Annotated in this window: 18 protein-coding genes; 11 read left to right on the top strand and 7 right to left on the bottom strand. The window is 47.9% G+C overall.

All coding sequences use genetic code 11. The annotated features are described in order from the left end of the window. Positions 1–135: 135 nt before the first annotated feature. Complete coding sequence (locus tag ORJ01_RS00990; RefSeq protein ID WP_306176639.1) at positions 136–774, top strand: hemolysin III family protein; 639 nt, start codon at positions 136–138, stop codon at positions 772–774. A 13-nt stretch (positions 775–787) separates the two neighbouring features. Here the strand turns inward: ORJ01_RS00990 and ORJ01_RS00985 are convergent, their stop codons facing one another. Continuing rightward, entirely contained in the window at positions 788–1,555 is a 768-nt protein-coding gene (locus tag ORJ01_RS00985; protein ID WP_306177507.1) for a mechanosensitive ion channel family protein, read from the bottom strand. A 79-nt stretch (positions 1,556–1,634) separates the two neighbouring features. Between ORJ01_RS00985 and ORJ01_RS00980 the strand changes: the two genes are divergently transcribed. From ORJ01_RS00980 to ORJ01_RS00970, 3 genes are read left to right on the top strand one after another with little or no spacing between them, the layout of a single operon-like run. After that, positions 1,635–2,870 (top strand): glycosyltransferase, encoded by a 1,236-nt coding sequence (locus ORJ01_RS00980; RefSeq protein ID WP_306176638.1) that lies wholly within the window; start codon positions 1,635–1,637, stop codon positions 2,868–2,870. Beyond that, positions 2,867–3,625: a Nif3-like dinuclear metal center hexameric protein gene (locus tag ORJ01_RS00975; protein WP_306176637.1), complete on the top strand. Its 759-nt coding sequence runs from the start codon at positions 2,867–2,869 to the stop codon at positions 3,623–3,625. Before ORJ01_RS00980 ends, ORJ01_RS00975 begins: the two co-directional genes overlap by 4 nt. Positions 3,626–3,645: 20 nt before the next feature. Further along, positions 3,646–4,419: a methyltransferase gene (locus ORJ01_RS00970; RefSeq protein ID WP_306176636.1), complete on the top strand. Its 774-nt coding sequence runs from the start codon at positions 3,646–3,648 to the stop codon at positions 4,417–4,419. 334 nt (positions 4,420–4,753) lie between these two features. Here the strand turns inward: ORJ01_RS00970 and ORJ01_RS00965 are convergent, their stop codons facing one another. Together ORJ01_RS00965 and ORJ01_RS00960 are read right to left on the bottom strand one after the other, a co-directional pair. Next, the gene (locus ORJ01_RS00965; RefSeq protein WP_306176635.1) at positions 4,754–8,488 is read right to left on the bottom strand and encodes a translocation/assembly module TamB domain-containing protein; all 3,735 of its coding nucleotides are present in this window, start codon (positions 8,486–8,488) and stop codon (positions 4,754–4,756) included. Positions 8,489–8,519: 31 nt separating this feature from the next. Next, positions 8,520–10,223: an autotransporter assembly complex family protein gene (locus ORJ01_RS00960; RefSeq protein WP_306176634.1), complete on the bottom strand. Its 1,704-nt coding sequence runs from the start codon at positions 10,221–10,223 to the stop codon at positions 8,520–8,522. Between the two features lie 235 nt (positions 10,224–10,458). Here ORJ01_RS00960 and ORJ01_RS00955 point away from each other — a divergent pair, with 235 nt between their 5' ends. Beyond that, a complete protein-coding gene (locus tag ORJ01_RS00955) occupies positions 10,459–11,577 on the top strand; it encodes a beta-ketoacyl-ACP synthase III (protein ID WP_306176633.1) in 1,119 nt (372 codons plus the stop codon). Positions 11,578–11,668: 91 nt separating this feature from the next. Here ORJ01_RS00955 and ORJ01_RS00950 read toward each other — a convergent pair whose 3' ends face one another. Next, entirely contained in the window at positions 11,669–11,977 is a 309-nt protein-coding gene (locus ORJ01_RS00950; protein WP_306176632.1) for an isoamylase early set domain-containing protein, read from the bottom strand. 395 nt (positions 11,978–12,372) lie between these two features. Here ORJ01_RS00950 and ORJ01_RS00945 point away from each other — a divergent pair, with 395 nt between their 5' ends. From ORJ01_RS00945 to ORJ01_RS00925, 5 genes are all read left to right on the top strand, one after another. Next, positions 12,373–13,605 carry an efflux RND transporter periplasmic adaptor subunit gene (locus tag ORJ01_RS00945; protein ID WP_306176631.1) on the top strand — a complete coding sequence of 411 codons (1,233 nt, stop codon included), beginning with the start codon at positions 12,373–12,375 and terminating at the stop codon, positions 13,603–13,605. Continuing rightward, on the top strand, positions 13,598–17,065 hold the full coding sequence (locus ORJ01_RS00940) for an efflux RND transporter permease subunit (RefSeq protein ID WP_306176630.1): 3,468 nt from the start codon (positions 13,598–13,600) through the stop codon (positions 17,063–17,065). Before ORJ01_RS00945 ends, ORJ01_RS00940 begins: the two co-directional genes overlap by 8 nt. 19 nt (positions 17,066–17,084) lie before the next feature. Next, a complete protein-coding gene (locus ORJ01_RS00935) occupies positions 17,085–18,665 on the top strand; it encodes an L-lactate permease (protein ID WP_306176629.1) in 1,581 nt (526 codons plus the stop codon). Between the two features lie 21 nt (positions 18,666–18,686). Continuing rightward, positions 18,687–18,953, top strand: a complete 267-nt coding sequence (locus tag ORJ01_RS00930) for a DUF2007 domain-containing protein (protein ID WP_306176628.1) — start codon at positions 18,687–18,689, stop codon at positions 18,951–18,953. A 105-nt stretch (positions 18,954–19,058) separates the two neighbouring features. Then, complete coding sequence (locus ORJ01_RS00925) at positions 19,059–19,535, top strand: hypothetical protein (protein WP_306176627.1); 477 nt, start codon at positions 19,059–19,061, stop codon at positions 19,533–19,535. Positions 19,536–19,607: 72 nt separating this feature from the next. On the opposite strand, the gene ORJ01_RS00920 is transcribed toward ORJ01_RS00925, so the two are convergent. The 3 genes from ORJ01_RS00920 to pabB form a co-directional block, all read right to left on the bottom strand. Next, positions 19,608–20,987: an L-serine ammonia-lyase gene (locus ORJ01_RS00920; protein WP_226751001.1), complete on the bottom strand. Its 1,380-nt coding sequence runs from the start codon at positions 20,985–20,987 to the stop codon at positions 19,608–19,610. Positions 20,988–21,236: 249 nt separating this feature from the next. Further along, the gene (locus tag ORJ01_RS00915) at positions 21,237–21,815 is read right to left on the bottom strand and encodes a CoA pyrophosphatase (protein WP_306176625.1); all 579 of its coding nucleotides are present in this window, start codon (positions 21,813–21,815) and stop codon (positions 21,237–21,239) included. Beyond that, positions 21,793–23,205: an aminodeoxychorismate synthase component I gene (gene pabB / locus ORJ01_RS00910; protein ID WP_306176624.1), complete on the bottom strand. Its 1,413-nt coding sequence runs from the start codon at positions 23,203–23,205 to the stop codon at positions 21,793–21,795. The genes ORJ01_RS00915 and pabB overlap by 23 nt, the downstream gene beginning before the upstream one ends. Positions 23,206–23,304: 99 nt before the next feature. Between pabB and ORJ01_RS00905 the strand changes: the two genes are divergently transcribed. Then, entirely contained in the window at positions 23,305–24,843 is a 1,539-nt protein-coding gene (locus ORJ01_RS00905; protein WP_226750955.1) for a fumarate hydratase, read from the top strand. The last annotated feature ends 29 nt before the right edge of the window (positions 24,844–24,872 follow it).

Below are 24,872 nucleotides of genomic sequence, written 5' to 3'. Positions count from 1 at the left end.
AACCCCGTAAAGCGGATATGCGGGTGTTTTGCTGTAAATAAAGACGAACAGACAGTTAAAATTGTCGACTGTGGTTAGGCATTAGCGATAAAGCTGGTAAGATGAGTTGCATTATCGCACCTATTTTAAGATGTTATGAGTCATTACAGCCGTTTAGAAGATCAATTACACAGTTTAAGCCATGGTATTGGTGCCTTGCTGGCTTGTGTCGGTGGCTATGCCTTGTTTTCACATACCCTAGAGGGGGATGTTTGGCAGCGGGTGGCCGCGCTACTTTATGCCAGTGCTTTGGTGCTGCTGTATAGCAGTTCTTGTTTGTATCATGCGGTGGTGGATCCGGTATTAAAGTTTCGCTTTAGACAGCTAGATCACGCCGCAATTTTTATTTTAATTGCGGGTACTTACAGCCCTATAACCTTAGTCAGTTTGCGGGGGCATTGGGGCTTGGCGTTGTTTGCGCTGGTTTGGGCCATTGCCATTGGCGGCGTGTTGCTAGAATGGCTCACTGCGATGAAATACAAAAAATTGTCGCTGGCGCTTTATCTTGGCTTAGGTTGGGTGGCGGTTTTGGCGTTAAAACCGATGCTGCAGCAATTAGAGCCGGGGGCTTTAATGCTGCTGTTAGCCGGCGGCCTAAGTTATTCGTTTGGTGTCATTTTTTACGTTTGGAAAAGCTTGTACATGCATCATTTAATCTGGCATCTGTTTGTGATGGCCGGTAGTATTTTGCACTTTTTGGCGGTGTACTGGTATGTGCTACCCGCACCCCGCTAAGTGTGATTTAAGCTTATTGAGCAGGCGATTCGGCTTGTTCAACCGGGGTATCATTTAATATTTTTAGCTGGTCTTTTAGCATTTTTAGTTGCTGCTGAAGCAGTTCTTTTTGCTCATCTTTGGCATCGCCTAACCTTTGTTCACACTCGGCAATTTGTGCCTGCAAACCTGCTTTGGCGTTCTCGCGTTGCTCTGCTTCTTCGGCTTTATCAAACACGACGCTTTCTGCCACATTTTCAGTGTGACTCGTTGTAATAGGTTGGTGCCCCACAGGGATCACCTTGCCATCATCCGGCACTTTACGTTGATTCATAAAGCTGGGTGACATAATTTCGATACCCTCACCATGCAGGCCATCTAAAACCTGTTTGCGCAAATTTGAACGAGCACTGAGTAAACTTTTTACATCAACCAACATACCGCTGATTTTATAAGTAATCGCGAAATTACCCAGCTCAAGCACTTGCACAAAGGGATCGGTTAACTGGCTATTTTCCGCTGCTTGCAGCAGCAGCGTTTCAACTTGAGCATGATGCACATCATAGCCCAAAGATAAGGTTGTTGAGACAATACAACCCGAGCTGTGCGTCACAGTAACGGCGGTACTGACCAGAAGAGTATTGGGGATCGCCACCAATTCATGGTTTTCGGTTTGGATTTCGGTATCCAGTAAACCGCGTTCTACCACACGACCGAATAGCTCCCCGACTTGAATAAAATCGCCCGTCCGAAAAGGTTTGGTCACCCTTAGCATAGTGCCGGCCATAATATTCGAAAACACCAGTGAAATACGGGGGGGCAACACAGATGCTATTTACAGGCTTAGCAGGTAGAATATGGCCTTTTGAATAGGAGCCAACATGCCACTGTTAGTGATTATTGGTTACGTTTGGCCTGAACCCAATTCGTCGGCGGCGGGGAGCCGAATGCTCAGTTTACTGCAGTTATTTCAACAGCAGGGCTGGCAGGTGATCTTTGCCAGTGCGGCGGAAAAAAGCCCGCATCGCTTTGCTTTAGAAAGTATTGGTGTTACTGAGCAGAGCATTGCACTGAACGACAGCCGTTTTGATCAATGGATCGCTGAGTTACAACCTGCTGCCGTATTGTTCGATCGTTTTATGTTAGAAGAACAATTTGGCTGGCGCGTAGCCGAGGCTTGCCCAGAGGCTTTACGTTTACTTGATATGGAAGACGTGCATGCGCTGCGCCATGCCCGGCATGAAGCTGTTAAGCAGCAGCGACCGTTGCAGCTAGCTGACTTGAACAATGAACTTGCTATGCGTGAAGTGGCCGCGATTTATCGTTGTGATCTTACCTTGGTGATTTCTGAGTATGAGCTGCAATTATTACAACAGCATTATCAGCTGCCAGCCAACTTACTGGCCTATTGCCCATTTTGGCAAACTGAGCCTGTTGCTAGCGCGCCTGGCTTTGCTGAACGGCAGCACTTTATTAGTATTGGTAATTTCCGGCATTCGCCCAATTGGGATGCCGTATTGTGGTTAAAGCAGCAGTTATGGCCACAGATCCGAGCGCAGTTACCCCAAGCAGAGTTGCATATTTATGGAGCCTATCCGCCACCCAAAGCCACCGCCTTACATAATGCTCGAGAAGGCTTTTTAGTGAAAGGCTGGGTAGATAATGCCGAGCAGGTTATGCGTCAAGCCCGAGTCTGTTTAGCGCCGCTGCGCTTTGGCGCCGGTTTAAAAGGCAAGTTATTGCAAGCCATGCAATGTGGCACACCCAGTGTGACGACGCCTATTGGTGCAGAAGGGATGACCATCGACAGTGGCTGGGCCGGTCAGATTGCCCAGACTAGCAGCGAGCAGGCAGCTGCCGCCTGTCAGTTGTATCATGATGCTGCCGCTTGGCAAAGCGCGCAACAGCAAGGTTTTCACATTTTAGCTACGCGCTTTGACAGTGATCAAGCTCAGTATTTTTGGCAGCGATTACAACCGCTGCTGGTCGAAACGGCTCTAACGCGAGCAGAGCGGCGCGCCAGCAATTTTACTGGCCAGATGTTACAATCGCATGCTTATCGTAGTACCCGTTATATGGGGCAGTGGATAGAAGCGAAAAATAGGAAAATGCCATGATTGAACGCCAACAGTTAGTCGACTATTTGGATCAGTTACTCGACAGTGGGCGCATTAAAGATTATTGCCCTAATGGTTTGCAGGTAGAAGGCAAAGCACAGATCCAAACCGTGGTCACTGGTGTCACTGCCAGCATGGCGCTATTAGAGCAAGCGGCGGCCTTAAATGCCGATGCCATCCTGGTGCATCATGGTTACTTCTGGAAAAATGAAGCGCCCATGGTGGTTGGCATGAAAAAGCGCCGTTTACAGCTTTTGTTAGCGCATGACATCAATTTATTGGGCTATCATTTGCCGTTAGATGTGCACCCAACCTTAGGTAATAATGCACAATTAGCCCAAATTTTACATCTTGAAACGGCCACACCCGTGTTAGGTGTTGAGCCGCTTGGCGTATTGCAACAAGGTAAGTTAGCCAAAGCAACGCCTCTCACCGAGATCGCTGCGTTGTTAGCAGAACAATTGCAGCGTGACCTGTTGGTCGAAGATGTAGGTATTGGTGCAGTAACCAAATTAGCATGGTGTAGCGGCGGCGGCCAAGGCTATATCGAACAAGCCGCAGCGGCCGGGGCACAGCTATTTATTAGTGGTGAAGTTTCAGAGCAAACTATTCACTGTGCGCGCGAGCTGGGAATTCACTTTATTGCCGCAGGCCATCACGCCACAGAGCGTTACGGTGTAAAAGCCTTAGGTGAGCATTTAGCCTCTGAGCTGGGTTTAACCGTACATTTTGTTGATATTGCTAACCCGGCTTAACCTGCCGACAAAGAGGCGCAATGCGCGATAAATTAACCGATCGTAATTTTGATCAATTAGCTGAGCGTTTCCAGCAAAATATTTATAACACCAGCAAGGGGCAGTTGCGCCAAGCGGTGTTAATGCGCGACCTATTGGCGCTCCCGCTGTTAGCTAAGCCTTGTTCGGTGTTAGATGTCGGCGGTGGTCAGGGGCAACTCGCTTTGCGGCTAGCAGCCTTGGGGCATCAGGTGCATTTAACCGATATCTCTGCGGACATGCTGGCGATTGCAAAGGCGCAGGCTGAAGCGGTAAACTTGTTGCAACAGTTTCGCTTTACCCATAGCCCATTACAAACCCTGAGCAGTCAACTTGCCGGGCAACAGTATCCGCTGGTACTTTGTCATGCGGTATTAGAGTGGTTGGTTGATCCAGCCAGCGCAATTCAACAATTACGGCAAGTGCTGGCACCCGGTGGCATTTTGTCTCTGATGTTTTTTAATAAAGACGCGCTTCGCTTTAGTAATATTTTGTATGGCAATTTTGATTACGTAAAAGCCGATATGCGAGTGAAAAAACCGGTACGCTTAAGCCCACAGCAGCCGTTACTGCAAGCGGATGTGCTGGCGTGGTGTCAGCAAGCGGGGTTCAGCGTCATAAGTAAAAGTGGTGTACGCTGTTTTCATGATTATTTACGTGATCGTCAGCTACAAATCACTCAATACAGCGAACTTGAAGCACTCGAGTTACAATACAATCAACAAGAGCCGTATGCGTCGTTAGGGCGTTACACGCACTTATTGCTGCAAGGTTAAGCAAACCGTGATGGGTATTACAAGTGAGTAGACCCTTAATGTTTTCGCCGTTGGCGAGTAACTTTCTTTTGGCGAGACAAAAGAACGTTACTCGCCAACGGCGAAAACAGTTATTTAGATTACAAAGTTGTCTCACTTTAACAATTGAAACCGGATCCACTGGTTGGTATTTCTGTAGTTGCTCCCGCTGAAACTAACAGGTTTTTAAACCCATCACGTTTTCGCCGCATCCTGGGTCTGTAAAGTTAAGTTCATAGGTAACGTTCTTTTTGGCGAAACAAAACAACGTTACCCGTCAACGGCGAAAACGTGGTTCACTTATAATTAAGTTGCTTTAATCAAATTCAAATTTGTAGAGCACATCAACAGCGTTATCTAAGCCTGATACTGCCTCTAAAAACAGGCTGCGCATCAAGCGATAGCGCAGTGTAAACTGGCCAATTGGCTGGAAAATACCAATACCGTATTTTAGTTGTAAATCTCGGGTCAGATAACCACTGACTGTCACCTGTGAGTTATCACCGGCACCTTCTGTATCCAGAGTGAGATCACTGACCCCAAAAGCCTCACCAATTTCCCCAACCAGCTTACCGCTAGACGCGAAGCTCATGCCAATTAAGCTGGTGGTAACGCTGTTGGCGGCATTGCCTGATTCACTGTCAAGATCTCGACCCATAATTAAATAGGAAAGGGCATTGGCTTGGGGTTTAGAGGGCTCGGAGAAAATACTAATCACCGGTTGATCGGCTGGGCCAGTAACGCGAATACCGGCGATCACGTCATCTTCCATATTAATTGGGTTACGAATGGCTTCGACGTTTAAAAACGGCTGATCAGCGGGGCCACTGAACGTCATTTTGCCTTGGCGGATTAATAAGTCTTGGCCATAAGCACGAAAGGTACCGTCTTGTAAGTTCACTTCACCGCGCACGGTGGGGTTAAACTGTTGTTGTTGCACACGTAAGTCACCGTTTAAACGGGTTTTTAAGCCAAATGCGGATAAACTCACCGCTTGCCCAAGTTGCACGCGAATGTCTGTTTCAATGGCAAAAGCCGCTGCTTGCTCTTCGCTGATGGGTTTTAGGCGGCGATCTAAGAGCACCAAATCGTTGGATAAGCCCACGGCATTTTGCGGCAAGCTATCAACGATAATCGTTGCACGCGGGATCTGCACTATACCTGTTATTTTACTGCGCCCGGGTGCGGCGGTGATCTGCAGGTCGGGTTTTACAAACAGTAAGGCTTGTGGGATCTGCAGTTTTAATTCATCCCCTTTAACTTGCACCGTTAAACGCCAATCTTCACGCTGTTGCCAATTAGCATCACCGCTTAAGGTGACCCGGCCTTCAGGGGTGTTGACGATGCCGCTTAAGCTGGCTTGTTCACCGGTAAACTTCACTTGTAAATCGGCTTGCTCAATATCGGTTGGCGCTAATTTACCTTTAACCCGCAGATCGGCAAGGCGCAGCTCACCGGCAATTTGCGGCTCGGCTAAATCGCCGCTGATACTTAATTGGCTGGATAAGGTACCCGCCAGCTCGCTGTATTCATCCAGTAACGGCCGTAAAAAATCTAATGTCAGGTTTTGTAGCGTAATTTCACTGCGTAACGGTTTTTGTTCTTGGTTTAAATCACTGATCAAAGTTTGTGCCTGTAGCAGTCCGTCATTGCCAATACGCAGTTCAAGTTGGCTGCGAAGCTGATGTTGTTCGAGCGAAGCAGTGAGTGATAATGCCGACCAATCTAGAGTCACCGGCACATCCAGTTGTTGTGTAAAACTGCCCGGTTCACCGTTTAATTGTAGCGTTGCCTTGGCGGCTTTGCCTTGTTGCCAATTGGCGGCCAATTGCAGTGAAATGCCGCCTTTTAAACTCGATTGATACGGCAGTAATGGGTTTAATTGTGCTAATTGATAATCTGCTAGCGTTAAGCTGAGGTTGATCGCTTCACGGTTTAAGGTGGTTGCTTCGGTTAAACATAAGGTGGTGGGGGCTTGCTGCCAACAATGCGCGGCCAGGCTTAATTGTTGCTTGATAATATCGACGGTAATAGGCAGCGGCGCAGTTAATTGCCAAGCGCCTGCTGGGCTGGTTAAGGCCACTTGTTGCAGCTCGGCTTGCCAAAGCTGGCGATCGGTTAAGGCTCCTGATAAGTTGATATCGGTACTGAACTCATCCGCGGTCAGCGCCAGTTTTAATTGATGTGCCAACTCGGTGCCGCTTAGCTCAAGCGATAATTGCTGTAAACGTTGTTGTTGATATTGCCCCTTCGTCGCGCTCAGTTTCAATTGGCTGCGGATCGGTTGTGCCAAAGACACCTGTGCGGTTAGGTTCGCTTCGGCCAGTCGAAAATCTTCATAGTTGAGCTTGCTGGCATTAAGTGCGATTGAAATATCAGGCTGTTTCGCCAGGCCGCGTACTGATAAAGCACCGTTTATTGCACCTTTTAAACCCGGGATACTCATTGCTAATTGCGGCAGTGTGATTTCGCCATCCAATTGCCATTGTTCCGCCAGTGAACCTTGGACACTCAGCGTATTGCTGCCGTGACTTAAGGTTAAGCCCGGCGTTGTTAGCTGCCAATCGGCGTTGGTGGGTTGGCCACTTAGCGCTAATTCGCCCTGTATTTGCAGTGCTTGACCACGTAATGGGCCGCTCAAGTTTACTTGTGGTACGTGCAACTCAAGTTGTCCTGCTGTGTTATAGCTGCCTTGGGTTTGCAGCGAGCCTTGCAAGCGACCGGGGAAATCAGGCCAATATTGACCCGGCTGGATATCGCTTAAGGTTAGGGCTAATTGCCAAGCTATCTGCTGCTGTAAGTTGAGTAAACCTTCGGCACTGATCATGCCGCCTAGGGTCGTCAATTGCAGTTGGGCAAGATCAAGTTGTTGTTGCCAATGTTGCCATTGACCTTGCAGCAGCAGTTGACTGTCGGGCAGGTTGCTACCCGTGATGGCGCTGGCTAATGACAGGTTTAAAGCACTTAAACGGCCAGTCACTTTTAATTGGGTGTCTTGCAACTGCATAGTCGGTGCGCTTAACGGCCAGTTCAACTGGGGGCTTTGCAGGCTAAGTTGTAACGGTAAATCATCGGTTAACAACGCCAATTCGCTGTGTAACTCTGCAGTAATAGGCCCTGAAGCCAACAATGACAACGACAGATCCGCCAGATCGCCACCGAGTGTTAACTTTAAGCGCTGTCCTGCAAAATCGCCTTGTTTTAACGTTGCATCAAGTTGTGCTTGTAGTGGGTAGTTAGGTTTAAGCTCGACATTGGCGCTGAATTGCACAGAGGCAAGCGGATGCTCGGCGCTGACATCCAGTAGCCGGATTTGTTGCGGCGTTAACTGGGCACTCAAGGTTAACTTCGCCAGTTGCTGATGCAACGCTGCTTGCTTAAAGCTGAATTCTGTCAGTTGGAAATCTTCTATCAGGATCGATAGCGGCAGCGAAAACTCGGGTAATACTGGCGCGTGATAGCCGGGTAATGCGGCGGTTTCAGTAGCTGCAGGCGCGAGCTCAACGCTTAATTGATGCCAGCGTGTTTCGCTTAAACGCACTCGACTGCCCCAAGCAACCAAGGTGGTACTAAAAGATTGCCAAGCAAGTTGTTGAGTCGGGGTATTTAGGGCCACATCTTCTAATATGATGCGGTTAATGTTAATAGGAATAGGGAGTAAAATACGCCCTGAACCGCTGGCCTCGGCGGGGGCTGCGCTCACCGTGTCTGGGTTGGTTTCTTCTAGGCTAGCGAGATCAATCCGACTACCACGCAGTTTTAATTCAGGGATACACACACGCAACTGTATTATGCAGCGTTTTTGCAGGCGAAAGGTTAGGCTTTCAAGCTGCACATCTGCTATGGCATTTTTAAAGCGAATATCCGCTAAGCTCACCCCACTTAACCAAGCGCCCTCAGTTTTGCCGATGCTTAATTCATCGACCAAGCTATCGGCTATCCAAACGCTAAAACGTAGCCCTGGCTGCGTAAACAACAGCAAGCTGAGTAACAGTAATACCGCTAACAAGGGCAGTACCAGTGTACGGTTTAACCAGCGGCGCACGCGCATTAGACGCTGCTCCTTTGTACTGACCGAGTAATCATAATTCAGGTCCTAAAGAGAAATGGAGTTGGAAAGGGGAGTCAACGGCATCTAAACCCCACGCTAAATCGATACGGACGGCGCCAACAGGTGAGGACCAGCGCACCCCAAAGCCGACCCCGAGCTTCCAGTCTGGGGTATCTGTCCAAGCACTGCCATAATCGGTAAAGCCGGCTAACCACCAGTTCCCTTTTACCCGATATTGATATTCTAGTGAGACCGTTGTCATGTAACGACCGCCAATCAGTTCGCCTTCATCGTTAAGGGGTGAAACAGATTCATAGGCGTAGCCACGTAAGTTGTTATCGCCACCAGCGAAAAAACGGATCGATGGCGGTAAGTTATCGATATCTTCCATCAGCACGGCACCAGCGTCTAGCCGACCGACGAAACGATGATTATTGGCAAAGGTGGTAATGTAGCCCGCTCGGCCTCGTAGCCTAACAAAGCTAGCATCAGAGCCCCAACTGCTATCTGATACTTCCACGCCAAATAACAAGCGATCAGCGCGAGTTGGCATGCCTGAACCCGTTTGCCGGCTGCGCGAGAAACTCATACCGGGTATAATTAAGCTGCTGGTGTCTTGTTGATCGGCTTGGGTGTAATCCTCATACAACCAGCGTAGCGATGCCGTGCGATACCAATCGTTGCTCAGCAGCCAATGCCGTTCTAATGCCAAATTAGACTCTTTTGACAAGGTATCTTGATAATCACGGTTGCGCAGGCCGTATTGTAATTGCCAGAAATCGGTGGCCACGCTTTCTAATGGCAGTTTATAGGCCGCTTGAATACTTTGCTCCGCTCCCGACAGCGCTAATTTGCTGTCTAAGCTATGGCCACGCTTATTTAACCAAGGTTTTAACCAATTGAGCTTTAAGCGCGCGCCCACATCATCTGAGAAACCAATACCGGTCTCGATACTGTTGCGTTTGCGCGGAGCAAGCTCAACATCCACCGGTAAAATATGTTCGGTCACCTGATCGGTATTACCGGTGACTAAAATAGAAGAAAACCAACTGGTGTTGGCAATCGCTTGGTTTAATTCACCCAGTTGAGTTGCCAGATAAGGATCACCTACTTTAAACGGCACTAAACTTTGTAAGCGGGCATCTTCAATTTGATTGCCTTGAAACCTCACCGGGCCAAAACGGTAACGCGGGCCACTGTCAAACGTCAGTTGTACAAAGGCTTGTTTCAGCGCTGGCGCCACTTCTAAACGAGCAAGACTAAAATTTGCTTCAAAATAGCCTTTGCGTAGGGCTAAATTCGTTAGCGCTTTTTTAAAACTGTCATAGCGGCCATGATGCACGGTTTGACCAACTTGGGGGGCTTGTTTTAATAGTGCCAGAAAATCACTATCGTTTTGCGCTTCGCCGTTAAGCAGAATATTGGCTTTGTTGATAAGCGTAGGCTCACCGGCATCCACCTGAATGAGCAGCCGACTATTTTTACCACTGTGTTGAAGTTCAATGCTGACCGTGCTGTGGTAATAGCCCAGTGCTTGCAAAGCCGTGCCAATGTCATCTTCTAAGCGAGATTGAAAACGCAGTGCTGTGGAGATCTCGTCCGGTGTATAACGGTCGAGATAAAGTTTTACATTATCTTCCAGCTCGCCAGATAAACCCGTCAGGCGCAAGCTTGTTTGCGCTGTGGCAATGCTTGGCAGCAGCAACACCATTAAAAACATGATCAGTCGGAACATGACTCTCCTGTGAGGTCGTCGGTTAGCCAACGTTAGGTCGTTAGCAGCAAAAAACCGAACTTCTTAAGTTAAGTGTACCTGATCGCCAGCATGGCGGCAGTAAACAGCAGGTTAACTGCTGAAATATTCTGCAATAAATCAGGCTAAAGCTGAACTGAGCATCACCTCTGACCAGCAAGTTTGTTATACTGAGCCACAAAAGTGACAAAGGTTCACAATTGCACAAGGTGGCGCGATGAAAAACATAGTGATCAGCGGCTCTGGCTTATTTACGCCAGAACTAACCATTAGTAATGAAGAATTGGTACAAAGTTATAATCAGTATGCCGATCAATATAATGCGGAACATACTGAAGCGATTGCCGCAGGCGAGTTAGCGGCACTGGCGTATTCTAGTTGCGAGTTTATTGAAAAAGCCTCGGGCATTAAGTCGCGACATGTGTTGTATAAAGACGGCATTTTAGATCCTGCCGTGATGCGGCCTATTTTTCAAAAACGTGGTGAAGAACACATGCCAGAAATGGTTGAAATGGCGTTGTTTGCCGCGCATCAAGCCTTAGTTCAAGCGAATAAAACACCGGCAGATATCGATTTAATTATTTGTGCGGCGTCGAACATGCAGCGCCCTTATCCGGCTTTATCGATAGAGCTGCAACAGCAGCTAGGGGCGCGCGGTTATGCTTTTGATATGAACGTTGCCTGTTCTTCTGCCACCTTTGCTATTAGTAATGCTGCCAATGCCATTCGCGGTGGCACGGCGAAAACCGTTTTGGTGGTCAACCCCGAGTTTGCTTCGCCACAAGTCGATTATCGTAATCGCGATAGCCACTTTATTTTTGGTGATGTGTGTACTGCAACCATTATTGAAGCGGAAGAAACCGCAAACAGCCCATACGCTTTTCGTATCTTAGGCATGCGCCTGAAAACTGAATTTTCTAATAATATTCGTTGTGATATTGGCTACACCGAGCATTGCTTTGATCAGCATGATGTCAGTACGCCTTTTTTCAAACAACAAGGGCGCAAAGTCTTTAAAGAGTTATTGCCGATTGTCGCCGATGTCATTTTAGATGAGCTTGCGGCGCAGCACATTGCGCCAACTGAGCTTAAACGGCTGTGGTTACATCAAGCCAATATCAATATGAATATTTTCGCTGCGCGGAAAATTTTAGGGCGCGAGCCTTTACCTGAAGAAGCGCCGTTAGTGTTAGATACTTATGCTAATACGGCTTCAGCAGGGTCGATTATTGCTTTTCATTTGCATCAACAAGGATTGGATACGGGTGACAAAGCCATTTTATGCTCATTTGGCGCAGGATACTCTGTTGGCTGTTTAGTTTTAGAAAAGTGCTAACGCTGCGCAAAGGCAACAATAAAGCTTAACTTATTAGGTAAATTGAACGCTTAACGCTATAGGAAATAAGGGGCGATATGCCCCTTGTTAATTAAATTTTTAATACTGAGTTCTGATCATGCGACATATCGCTTTGTGCAAAGCCATCTGCATCATCGTCATTTAACCAAGTGGTACCATCGATAAGATAACGAAATTGATATTCGCTATCTTTGGGTAACGTAATACTGGCACTGAAATCACCGGCTTTACTTTTCTTCATCAAAAGGGCTGCAGGATCCCAATCGTTGAACTCCCCTAACAAAGCAACCTGTGATGCATCGGGCAAGCGGGCAGCTGCCAATTTAAAGGTCACTTTGCAAGCGGGTTTGGTTTTCAAATACTGCTTACTAATGCTCATTGCACACTCCTGTTGCGGCTTAGGGCTTATAACAAATTAATACCAAACATTATATTTGGTACCTCATAACCCTAACGCAATGTAACGATTTTGCCAATGCCTAAAAATTAAGCATGGCAGGTTTTTGGGCATCATTAGTTTGTAACAAAATGTTTTTTGCATTCAGGCGTAATAATACGGCTTGCCAAGGTCTAGCTGCCACTCGCTGTCTGGCGAACAGCGCTAAGCCCTTTGTACTAGCGCCTTTGCTTGCAACAGCGTTTTAAAAGGTATTGGGGACACGGGTTGGCGGCGTATTTTTATCGATACAAAAATTAACAGAGCAATGCAACGATCTGTCGTAATTCTGCGTATGATGGCAAATAGAAAATTTTTATTAAACTCAGGATCATCTTATGTCTTCAAAATTTATGCGGGTCGGTTTGCCGATCATCATACTGGTACTTGCCATTGCCTCCGCTTACGGTTTGTCAAAGTTGCGTAAACCCCCAGCTAAGGTGGCAGAGCAGCGTTTAGCTTTATTAGTCAATGCCGCTGAGTTACCTGCCGAAGACATTACTTATAAAATTGCTTCGCAAGGTACGGTAACGCCAAAGCTTGAAACAACCCTGATCTCTGAAGTTACCGGGCGTATTGTCGCGGTTTCTGAGCAATTTGTGGTCGGCGGTTTTTTTGAAAAAGGCGATTTATTATTTCAAGTGGATCCGGCCGATTACGAAACTGCAGTCAAGGCGGCGCAAGCCTCACTGGCGGGTGCCAAGGCACAGCTAGAAGAAGAAAAAGCCCGTGGCCGCGTGGCTGAAACCGAATGGCGCTCTTTTACCGAAGGCAAAGCCCCGGCGTTAGGTTTGCGCCAACCGCAATTGGCCAGTGCCTTAGCCAGCGTGCAAGCAGCCGAAGCCGAAGTAGAGCGGGCACAGCGTGATCTTGACAGAACACAGATCCGAGCGCCTTATGCCGGTATGGTGAATAGCCGCAGCGCCAACTTAGGGCAATTTATCACTCGCGGTTCTCAGTTAGGGATGATTTACGGCACAGAGATTGCCGAAATTCGTTTACCGTTAACGGATACCGATTTTGGTTTTTTACCGCCAGCCAGCACGCAACAAAGTTTATCTATTCCGGTGAGCTTAAGTACTGTGGTAGCAGGTCAGCCGCAGCAATGGCAAGCCACTATCGTTCGTACCGAAGGCGTGTTAGATGAGCGCAGCCGCGTCATCTATGCCGTGGCAGAAGTCGCCGATCCTTATCAGCGGCAAAATGCTGCCGGCCAGCCGCTACAATTTGGTCGTTTTGTGCAAGCTGAAATCAGTGGTATTGCCGCATCACAAGTGGTCAAAGTGGCACGGCATTTACTGCAAGCGGGAAATCGGGTGTTAATTGTCGATGAGCAAAACACTTTGCAATTTCGCCAAGTTAACCTAGCACGCGCTGATGCTAATTTTGCCTATATCAATGCGGGCTTTATGCCGAACGATCGTTTAGTGGTATCACCGGTCACCAATCCGATTGGTGGTACTGTGGTGCGCGTGGCGGGTGATACGCCCAAGGATGCGTCAGATAATGATTCGCCTGCGGTAACAACCGAGCAACTCGCAAGCGCAACTGAGGCAACCGGCAATGAATAAAGAAACAGGTATTATTGCTTGGTTTGCTCGCAATAGCGTAGCGGCCAATTTGTTGATGATTATTTTGCTGCTCGCGGGTGTTGCGGCGGTTTTAACCATTAAAAAACAAGCTTTTCCAGAAATTCAGCTAGAGCAAGTGAATATTCGAGTGCCTTATTTAGGTGCTGCGCCACAAGAAGTGGAAAGTGGCGTTATTGATAAAATCGAAGAGAGCATTCGGGGTGTTAACGGTATCAAACGTATTCGCTCAACGGCGGTTGAAGGTTTAGGCACGGTGGTGGCGGAAATTGCCTCGGGTTATGACATTACCGAGGTAATGGAAGAGATTAAAACGCAGGTGAACTCTATTTCCACTCTGCCAGAGCAAACCGAGCGGCCATTAGTCTATCGGATTCGTTTTCAAAGTAATGTGATGTTTCTATCGCTCTATGGTGCAGCCTCAGAGGCGGCATTAAAAGAACTGGCGAAAACCATTCGCGATGAAATTAAAAAACAGCCGGGTGTGAGTAAGGTTGATGTCATTTCTGCTCGAAACTACGAAATCTCTGTTGAGATCCCTGAATCACGCTTGCGTGAATACGGTTTAACCTTTGATCAAGTGGTCAGTGCCATTCGCGGCAGCTCGGTCGATTTACCCGGTGGTTCGATCCGTTCAGAAAGCGGCAATATTTTGCTGCGCACCAAAGGCCAAGCTTACGATCAAAACGATTTCGACAACATTGTTCTAGTGAAATACCCTGATGGTACTCGCTTAACATTAAGTGATATCGCGACAGTGACCGATGGTTTTATTGAACGCGCCAGTTTAGCGACCTTTAATGGTCAAAATAGCGTAACGGTGCGCATTGATGCGGTAGGTGAAGACGACACCCTACAAATTGCTGAAACAGTTAAAAAATATGTTGAAAACAAACGCAATGAGCTGCCACCGAGTATCTCGTTAGATTATTGGGGTGATTCGAGCTATTACTTGCAAGGCCGCTTGGATTTAATGACCAGCAACCTGCTGTATGGCGTGTTATTGGTGCTGCTGGCGCTCACGCTGTTCTTAGAGTTCCGCATTGCTTTTTGGGTGATGGTGGGTATTCCAATTTGTTTCTTGGGTGCCTTGGCCATGTTACCGCTGCCCTTTTTTGATGTGTCCATCAATATGATCAGTTTATTTGGTTTTATCTTGGTGCTGGGGATAGTGGTCGATGATGCGATTATCATCGGCGAGAGTGCCTATACCGAAATTGAAAAACGCGGTAAATCAACCGAAGCGGTCATTGCTGGGGCAAAAAAAGTGGCGATGCCCGCCACCTTTGGGGTGTTAACCACCGTGGCTGCCTTTGTGCCCATGCTATTGGTCGGCGGCGCACAATCGGCTATTTGGGGCTCGATTGCTTGGGTTGTGGTGTTGTGTTTATTGTTTTCGATTGTTGAATCTAAGCTGATTTTACCGGCGCACATTGCCAATATGGACACCAAACCTTGGGATCCCGATAAAGGCGGTATTTATGCCTTAGGTCGTTTTGGTAGCAATACCCTGAAAAAAATCCGTGGCGCGGTTACTCGCCACTTAAACCACTTTATTCAACAGAAATACCGGCCTTTTATTGAGAAATGCATCGAATTTCGCTATTTAACCATGGCGGTATTTTTTGCCTTGTTGATTTTAATGTTTGGGGTCATTTCGGCCGGTTTTGTGCGTTGGGTGTTTTTTCCTGATGTGCCGAATGATTTTTTACGCGCTACAGTGCAAATGGAAGAGGGCGCTTCAAACGAAGCAACGGTGCTCGCCATGAAAGAAATTGAAGCAGCGTTAATGCGGGTAGATAAAGAGCTGTTAGCAGAAGGCGAAGATTTAGTTGTTAAACATCGTTTAGTGTTCCTCAGTAGCGATACTGCGGGGCAACTGCAAGTTGAACTGGATAAAAGTGAAGGCCGTGAAGTGGACAGCAACGAGATTGGTCGACGCTGGCGTGAACAGATCCCAGAAATTCCAGGCTTAAAAGCCTTTAAACTCAGTAGCTCTGGTTTTGGTGGCGGGGCTGACATTGCGCTGCAATTACGCGGCAGCAATTTGGCTAATTTGCAATTAGCCACTGCAGAATTAAAAGAGCGTTTAGCCACTTATGAAGGGGTCTTTGATATTGAAGATAACCTGCTCGGCGGCAACGATGAAATTGTGCTGGCGCTAAAGCCCGAGGCCGATGTGTTAGGCATCACTTTAGCTGATTTAGCGCGTCAGGTGCGCTATGGTTTTTATGGTGCCGAAGCGCAGCGTATTCAGCGCAATGGCGAAGAAATTAAAGTGATGGTGCGCTACCCACAAGAAGAGCGTCGTTCAATTGGTGATTTAGAGAATATGCGTGTGCGCACCGCTAACGGCGGCGAAGTGCCATTCTCACAAATTGCCAGTTACACCTTGCAACCGAGCTTTAGTGCCATCAACCGGGTTAATGGTGAACGAGCCGTAACCATAACCGCGGCGGCTGACAAAGCGCGTATTGAACCGGGTAAAGTGGTCGCCGAAGTGCGTAAGACCCTTATTAAAGAGCTGGAACAAAAATACCCAGGTGTCACCGGTGAGCTTGATGGCGCCAGTCAGGATGAAGTGGATGCCATTCGTGATTTATTAATTGCCGGTGCCTTTGCCTTGTTCTGTATTTATGCCTTGATGGCGGTACCGCTAAAGTCTTATGCGCAACCGTTAATTATTATGAGCGTGATCCCCTTTGGTTTAGTCGGTGCGTTAATCGGCCATATGTTGTTGGGGTTAAGCTTAAGTATCATGTCCGTATTTGGTTTGGTCGCGCTGGCTGGGGTCGTGGTAAACGACAGTTTGATCATGGTTGACTTTGTGAACCGGGCACGGGCAGAAGGTATCGCGATTAAGCAAGCGGTGGTGGAAGCCGGTGCGCAACGTTTTCGCGCCATTTTGCTGACGTCATTAACCACCTTTGTGGGTTTAGTGCCGATTGTATTTGAGCGCAGCTTACAAGCAAAAATTGTGGTGCCTATGGCGGTGTCGTTGGCTTTTGGTATTTTGTTCGCTACGGTGATTACCTTAGTGTTGATCCCGGCGCTATATGTGATGCTGGAAGATGCTAAAAAGCATGTACCACAGTGGTTCCGTAACTTTATGCAGGAGTTTGGCCGTTATGCCGATTGGCGTGGTTTAACGGAACGCAAAGCATATGTGCATTTTTATATGCTGCATCTGGTGGTGATTGTCGTGTTCTTAATCATTGATGCCATTTTACGCACTAAAGGCATGGTCGCTTTGACCTATATGTTGTTTATGTATTTGCCAATCACCGCCGCCACGGTTCGTCGTTTACGCAGTATAGGCTGGAATCCGTGGTGGGTGCTTGTTAGTTTTATTCCGACCATAGGTAGATTATTTGTGTTCGTTATTTGTGCCATGCCTAGTCGGCAAGAAAAACAGCAGGCGTCTTTAGTGACCAGCCAGTAATCAGCCAAAGGAGCGTGGCATGACCCTGTGGCAAATTCTGACAGCGGCCATGCCGCTGCTCAGTGTATTTATCTTATTGGTGTTATGTCGCCTGCCAGCAAAGCAGGCGATGCCGCTCAGTTTACTGCTTAGCGCGCTATTGGCTTATAGCGTGTGGCAGATGCCGTTACAGCAATTAAGTGCTGCCGTGTTAGAAGGCTTAGTGATTGCCGCGACCATTATTTGGATTATCTTTGGCGCTATTTTACTGCTCAATGTGTTGAAGCGAAGTGGCGCTTTAGAGGTCATCAAACAGGGCTTTAGTCAGATTTCGTCGGACAAACGCGTACAACTGATCATCATTGCTTGGCTATTTGGCAGCTTTTTAGAAGGTGCAGCCGGTTTTGGTACCCCGGCTGCTATTGCCGCACCCTTACTCGTCGCTTTGGGGTTTCCACCGCTAGCGGCCGTGGTGTTGGCACTGATTGCCGATTCCAGTGCAGTCTCTTTCGGCGCAGTGGGTACGCCGGTGTTAGTGGGGATTGCGCAAGGTGTACCCGGCACTTCATCCAGCGAATTACAGCAGATAGCCCTTATTGCAATTAGTATTGATATGATGGTGGCCTCTTGGCTACCGCTGTTGATGTGTGTGCTGTATACCCGTTTTTTCAGTACGCCTGCCAGTTGGCGCGCCGGTTTTGCTATGGCGCCGTTTGCCCTGTTTTCCGGCTTAGCCTTTACGGTGCCAGCTTATTGGGTGGCGTGGGCGTTTGGTCCAGAGTTTCCCTCTGTATTAGGTGCCTTAGTGGGCTTAGCCTTGGTTTGCACCGCTGCCAAGTATCGGTTTTTACTGCCCGGCACGTTAGCAAATTCATCCCTATCAACAGCGCCAAGCATTGCACCCACCTTAAGTCTTTGGCGTGCCTGGTTACCCTATCTAATGGTCGCGTTGTTGCTGGTGCTAAGCCGCGTGCCGGCTTTACCCTTTAAAAGCGGGTTACAACAAGTGAGTTGGCAATGGCAGGGTATTATCGGTTCCAGCTTAAACGTCAGTGTTGCGCCCTTGTATTTACCGGGCACAATTTTTGTGATCACGGCCATGTTAGCCTGTTTCATGTTGGCGGCACCGCGCCAGACGTTGCACCATGCCTTTAAAGACAGTTACAAGATGTTGCTTCCTTCCGTGATTGCCTTAGCCGCTGCCGTGCCCATGGTGCGGATTTTTTTACACTCTGATTTGAATGACGCGGGTTTACCGGCGATGCCGATGGCCTTAGCCCAGCTAGCCGCAGGCAGTTTAGCAGAGAGTTGGTTATGGCTAGCGCCTTTTGTTGGCGCCTTAGGTTCATTTATCGCAGGCTCTGCAACCTTTTCTAATCTGATGTTTGGCAGTTTTCAGCACGCCATGGCGGTAGAAGCTGACGTGAATAGCCAGTTGGTGCTGGCCTTACAAATGCTTGGCGCCAATGCCGGGAATATGATTTGTGTGGTGAACGTGGTGGCGGCGGCCAGTGTGGTTAATTTAAATGGCCGTGAAGGTGAGATCATCCGCTATACCCTGTGGCCAATGCTGTTTTATTGCTTTGGTGCGGTGCTGGTGGCAAACTGGTTATTCAACTAAGCTCAAAGAAAAGGATGAAGTATGCAAATAGTCTTTCGAGCGCATGAAATAATCGAAGCCCATATCGTTGCCGGTATGTTACAAGCGCATGATATCCCTGCACATGTTGGTGGGCATTATTTACAAGGCGCTGTTGGCGATATTGGCACAATGGGCTTTGCAAATGTATTTGTGGCTGATGAAGACATGCCACGGGCCGAGCAGTTATTAAAAGATTATCAAGCGGCGGAAATCGTTGAGCCTACTGCAGCAGACTGGGATGAAACAGGTTTGCAAGGCGCTAAATAACACCAGACGGTTTAAGAGAGATAAATTAAGCCGCGACAACCGGCTGGTAATCTATCATTGTATGGCATGGGCCGCAGTTATCGCGTTTTATTAACGAACGCGCAAATGAATAAGGACGTTAGCAGTAAAATGACCAAGTTAAGTACGATACCATCGGCTGTGAAGGCTAAAGCTTTTTACCAACAACCGCGCATGATGTTTGCAATCTGGTTGTTATTGAGCATCCTCTACTTAGCGTATCGCTATATAACTGACCAGTTTTGGCTGTTCGAAACGCTCTATGGTTTACTTTTACTGAGTTATCCTTTTTGGCTACCGTCGTTATTTAAAGCACCAAAACCATTGCTGATCAACGATCCGAAGAATTATGTGCGCTTTAATGCTGAGCAAATGCTGATTGGCGAGGCGAATATAGAAATAAAGAAAGTACAAAAAGTGGCGCTAGATGTGGTGGAGCAGCAAGTGTATTTTTCGTTACCTTTTAATAGCAACAAATTACCGAGCTTTGTCTTTGCTTTAGAACAGCTTGAAGATTTTAAAACGCACTTGGTTAAGGGGTTAGGCAAGATTGAGTATGTTTAACTTGCTTAGCAAAGTCAGTGAGGCATAGGCCTTACTGACTTCACTTGAACAAGCAGGGATATTATAAAGCGATTAACACTCAATAATATTAACCGCTAAACCACCACGTGACGTTTCTTTGTACTTGGTTTGCATATCTTTACCCGTATCCCACATGGTCTTAATTACTTTATCTAACGAGACTTTGTGATCGCCACTACCACGGATCGCCAAGCGTGAAGCGTTAATGGCTTTAATAGCACCCATCGCGTTACGTTCAATGCAAGGTACTTGCACTAAACCCCCAACCGGATCGCAAGTTAACCCTAGATTATGCTCCATACCAATTTCGGCGGCGTTCTCGACATGTGAGGGGCTGCCTCCAAGAATTTCCGTTAAGGCGGCGGCGGCCATGGAACACGCAACCCCAACTTCGCCCTGACAGCCCACTTCAGCGCCAGAGATTGAGGCGTTTTTCTTGTATAAAATACCTATAGCCGCCGCCGTTAATAGATAACGCGAGGCGATTTCTGGGGTTACCGGTTGAATAAATTTATCGTAGTACATCAACACCGCGGGGATAATACCGGCAGCACCATTGGTCGGCGCCGTTACGACACGGCCACCGGCGGCGTTTTCTTCGTTGACGGCTAAAGCAAACAGGTTAACCCAGTCCATCACTTGCAGCGGATCATTGCTTTTTTCAGCGATTAAACGTTTATAAAGCCCTGGCGCGCGCCGCCGCACTTTCAGGCCGCCGGGTAAGATGCCTTCAGTTCGAATACCCCGTTCGATACAGGCGCGCATCGTTAGCCAGATATTATTTAACTCACTTTCAATTTGCTGGGTGCTGCGCAGTACTTTTTCGTTTTCTTGCATTAAACCGGCAATACAAAAGCCGTGTTCTTTACATAGCGCGAGTAATTCGGCACCAGATTCAAACGGAAAGGGAGGCGGGTTATCGGCGGCAAATTGGCTGGCCGCTTCTTTTTCTTTGGCAAAATCGCTGGCTTTAACAATAAAGCCACCGCCAATCGAAAAGTAGATTTCGCGCAGCAAGACATTTTTCTCGGCATCAAAAGCAATCAGCTCCATGCCGTTAGAGTGTTCTTTTAACGTTTTACGCCGATGAAACATAATGGCGCCTTCGCGGGCAAAACTGACCGAGTGTTGCTGTGCCAATTGTAAACGCTGGCTGTCGTGTACTTGTTTTAAAATACCGTCAACGGCATCAGGATCAATGGTTTCTGGCAGATAGCCCGATAAGCCTAAAATAACGGCTTTGCCGGTGCCATGGCCAATACCGGTTTGGCCAAGTGAGCCATAAAGCTCTACTTTTACACTGGCTACCTGAGGTAGCATCTCATTGTGTGCTAAGTCTTCGGTAAACTTTTTAGCGGCGCGCATCGGGCCAACCGTGTGTGAGCTAGAGGGGCCGATACCGATACTAAACATATCAAATGCACTGATAATCATAATAAATCTACTTCTGAATTCTCATTGGCTGACGAACAGAGGGCAGGGCTAGCGTGTGGGCAAATCCTTGCACCCGGCCGTTTCCATTTTGGTTTATGCAGGGGTGTTGTTCAGGCCATTGTAGCTGAAGCACCGACAGACTGTAAGCTGCGAGCCGTTGAGCAGAGCTGCCGTCTCTGAGTTTGCCGAAGCAAATAGTACGCTGGTGTATTGAAAACGTTACAGGGTGGCAGGGCTTAAGCTCAGTTAGCGGATGTGTTGCAGTAATTGCGCCATGATGGCTGCGGTGGCGCCCCAAATCAGTTTGTTCTCAAAAGGCATAAAATGCAGTTGTCGAGCCTGCCCGCGCAAAGGCAGCCAAAGTTCATGGCAGTTCCGTGGGTCGAGAAAAAAAGTCAGTGGCACTTCAAACACCGCGCTGACTTCAGCCGGATCGGCAATGATCGGAGTGCCGGCAGGCAATAAGCCCACCCAGGGACTAATTTGAAAACCGGTCAGCGTATGATGTGACCCCAACTGTCCTAATAATTGAATATTGTTTGCTTTGACGCCGATTTCTTCTTCGGTTTCACGTAGCGCAGCGGCCGCATGCGTTTCAGCGTGTTCCAGTTTGCCGCCCGGGAAACTAATTTGTCCTGGGTGATGGGTTAAATGCCAGCAGCGCTGGGTAAATAACACACTGAGCCTGTCGCCATAATCAATAATCGGCACCAGCACCGCACTTTGTTTAACGTGCGTGGCTTGCTCGATAGGCAGTAACTCGCTTTGCGGCGGCAAACCAGGCTGCAGCAAAAAACGATTTTTAAACTGCGCGGCTAACATCATCGTCCTGCTCAGAGCGAGTCGCCGAGAGTACCGGTAAAATGCGGGCAACTTTATCTAAGGTTTCTTGATATTCGCTATCGGCATCAGAGTCTGCCACCAGACCGCCGCCGGCCCAGCAATGCAGTTGTCCTTGTTCGCAAACCAAGGTACGAATGGCAATATTGGTATCCATATTGCCGTTACTGCTGATATAGCCGATAGCACCACAATACACGTTACGCCGATGCGGTTCTAACTGCTCAATAATATGCATAGCACTGATTTTCGGTGCACCGGTGATCGAGCCTCCTGGAAAGGCGCCGCGTAATAAGTCACAGGCGCTGAACGGCGATGCTAAGGTGCTGGTGATAGTGCTGACTAAGTGGTGTACCGCTGGGAAGCTTTCGATAGCAAACAATGCCGGTACTTTCACTGAGCCGGCTTCACTGACTTTACCTAGATCGTTACGCAGTAAATCGACAATCATCACGTTTTCAGCGCGATCTTTTTCAGATAGGGTCAGCGCTTCGGCTTCAGCTTGATCGGTCTCAGGGCAAAGCCCACGCGGTCGAGTGCCTTTAATCGGTTTGGTTTCGATTTGTCGATCGGTAAGTTTAATAAAACGCTCAGGTGACATGCTGATCACCGCACCTTCAGGGATACGAATAAACGCCGAGAAAGGTGCGGCATTTTTCTCACGTAACAGTTTATAGGCTTGCCATTCATCCCCTTGATACGTTGCACTAAAGCGCTGCGCTAAGTTAATTTGATAGCAGTTACCGCTAAGTAACTCTTGTTGTACTTGCGCAAACTTTTTTTGATATTGCTGTTGGCTCATATTGGCTTGCCAAGCTGAGGTTAACTGAAAGTGGCGTGACGTTTGAGGTGCCGCTTGTAAGCGTTGTTGTAACTTATACCAATTTTCTTCGGCATCGCCCGTGTAGTCAGTAAACCACAATTGCTTGCTGTGCTGATCAAAGATCAGTGCCCAGCTGTAAAGCCCAAGTGCCATATCCGGAAGGTGAATGTCCGCGGCTGCCAGGCTAGGTTGTTTTTCTAGGTAACGGCCAAGATCATAAGCAAAATAGCCCAGAGCACCGCCATGAAAGGGCAATTCACTGCTGATTACCTGAGGAAAATACCGTTTTAGCGCACAGTCTAATACCTTAAACGGATCGGTTGTGTAATGATGGGCGCCGTGCTCATCTGTTAAAATTGTTTGTCCGTGCTGACTGGTCAGGGTGGCAATGGGCTCGGCAACCATAATCTGATAACGACTGTTCGGATGGCTGGCATCTGCCGAGTCAAGAAACATTGACCAAGGCTGCTCAGCAAATACCTCGAACAGGCTTAACAGAGAAAATATCGGGTCAGGAACCTTTTTCGCGTCGTAGATTAGATACTGCTGCATGATTGGGACTAGCCGCTGTTTTCGATGCACGCTATCATACCAGTACCTACATAAATAGTTAAATGTCTCGCCAAGTTTGGCGACTGAGGAAGGGTAAGCATGACGGTTATTCGCCAACAAGATTTTATTGATAGTATCGAAGATGCATTACAGTATATCTCTTACTATCACCCACTGGATTTTATCAAAGCGCTGGAAGTGGCTTACCATAAAGAGCAAAACCAAGCGGCTAAAGATGCCATCGCCCAAATTCTAATTAACTCGCGCATGTCGGCAGAAGGGCACCGGCCTATTTGCCAAGATACCGGCATCGTCACCTGTTTTGTGAAGATCGGTATGGATGTGAAGTGGGATAAAACCGACTTGACGGTACAGCAAATGGTTGATGAAGGCACACGTCGTGCTTATCTTAACCCAGACAATCCGCTACGAGCCTCTATTGTTGCTGATCCTGCTGGTCTGCGCAAAAATACCAAAGATAATACCCCAGCCGTGGTGCACATTGATTTAGTCCCAGGCCATCACGTTGAAGTGATGATTGCGGCCAAAGGCGGTGGCTCTGAAAATAAGACCAAGATGGCGATGTTAAATCCGTCAGATTCTATTGTGGATTGGGTACTTGAAACCCTGCCCAAAATGGGTGCCGGCTGGTGTCCACCAGGCATGCTAGGTATTGGTATCGGTGGTACGGCTGAAAAAGCGGCGGTATTGGCCAAAGAATCATTAATGGATCCCGTGGATATTCAAGATTTACTGGATAAAGGCGCAGAGACCGCAGAAGAGAAACTGCGGGTTGAACTGTACGAAAAAGTGAACAAATTAGGTATCGGCGCTCAAGGGTTAGGCGGTTTGACCACGGTTGTTGATATTAAGATCAAATCGGTACCGACCCACGCCGCATCTTTACCGGTAGTGATGATCCCGAACTGTGCGGCTACTCGGCATTTACATTTTCATTTAGATGGTAGCGGCCCGGCTGATATTAAGCCGCCTAAATTGGAAGACTGGCCACAAGTGACGTGGGAGCTGGGCGATAAAGTGCGACGGGTCAACCTTGATACCGTGACACCCGAGGAAGTACAAAGCTGGCAAGCCGGTGAAACAGTATTACTAAGCGGTAAAATGCTCACAGGGCGTGATGCGGCGCACAAGCGTATTGCTGATATGCTGAATAAAGGCGAAGGCTTACCCGCTGGCGTTGATTTTAAAAACAAATTTATTTATTACGTTGGCCCAGTTGATGCGGTAGGTGATGAAGTAGTAGGGCCTGCCGGTCCAACTACCGCAACACGAATGGATAAATTTACCGATATGATGTTATCGCAAACCGGTTTACTGGGCATGATTGGTAAATCTGAGCGCGGTGATAAAACCGTAGCCAGTATCAAGCAACACAAAGCAGCCTATTTAATGGCGGTAGGTGGCGCGGCATACTTAGTGTCAAAAGCGATTAAAAAAGCCCGCGTAGTGGCATTCGCAGACTTAGGTATGGAAGCGATTTACGAGTTTGATGTTGAAGATATGCCGGTGACGGTTGCTGTTGATAGCAATGGTAATAATGTGCACCAACAAGGGCCGGTGATTTGGAAAGCGAACATCGCTGAGTTAGATGCCAAGTTAAGCAAAGGCTCGAAATAATAATAACAGGCCGCAGCAACGACTGCGGC

It is taken from the genome of Alishewanella sp. SMS8, from assembly GCF_030737935.1.
Lineage (GTDB): Bacteria > Pseudomonadota > Gammaproteobacteria > Enterobacterales > Alteromonadaceae > Alishewanella > Alishewanella maricola.
This window is presented reverse-complemented; position numbering and strand designations above follow the sequence as displayed.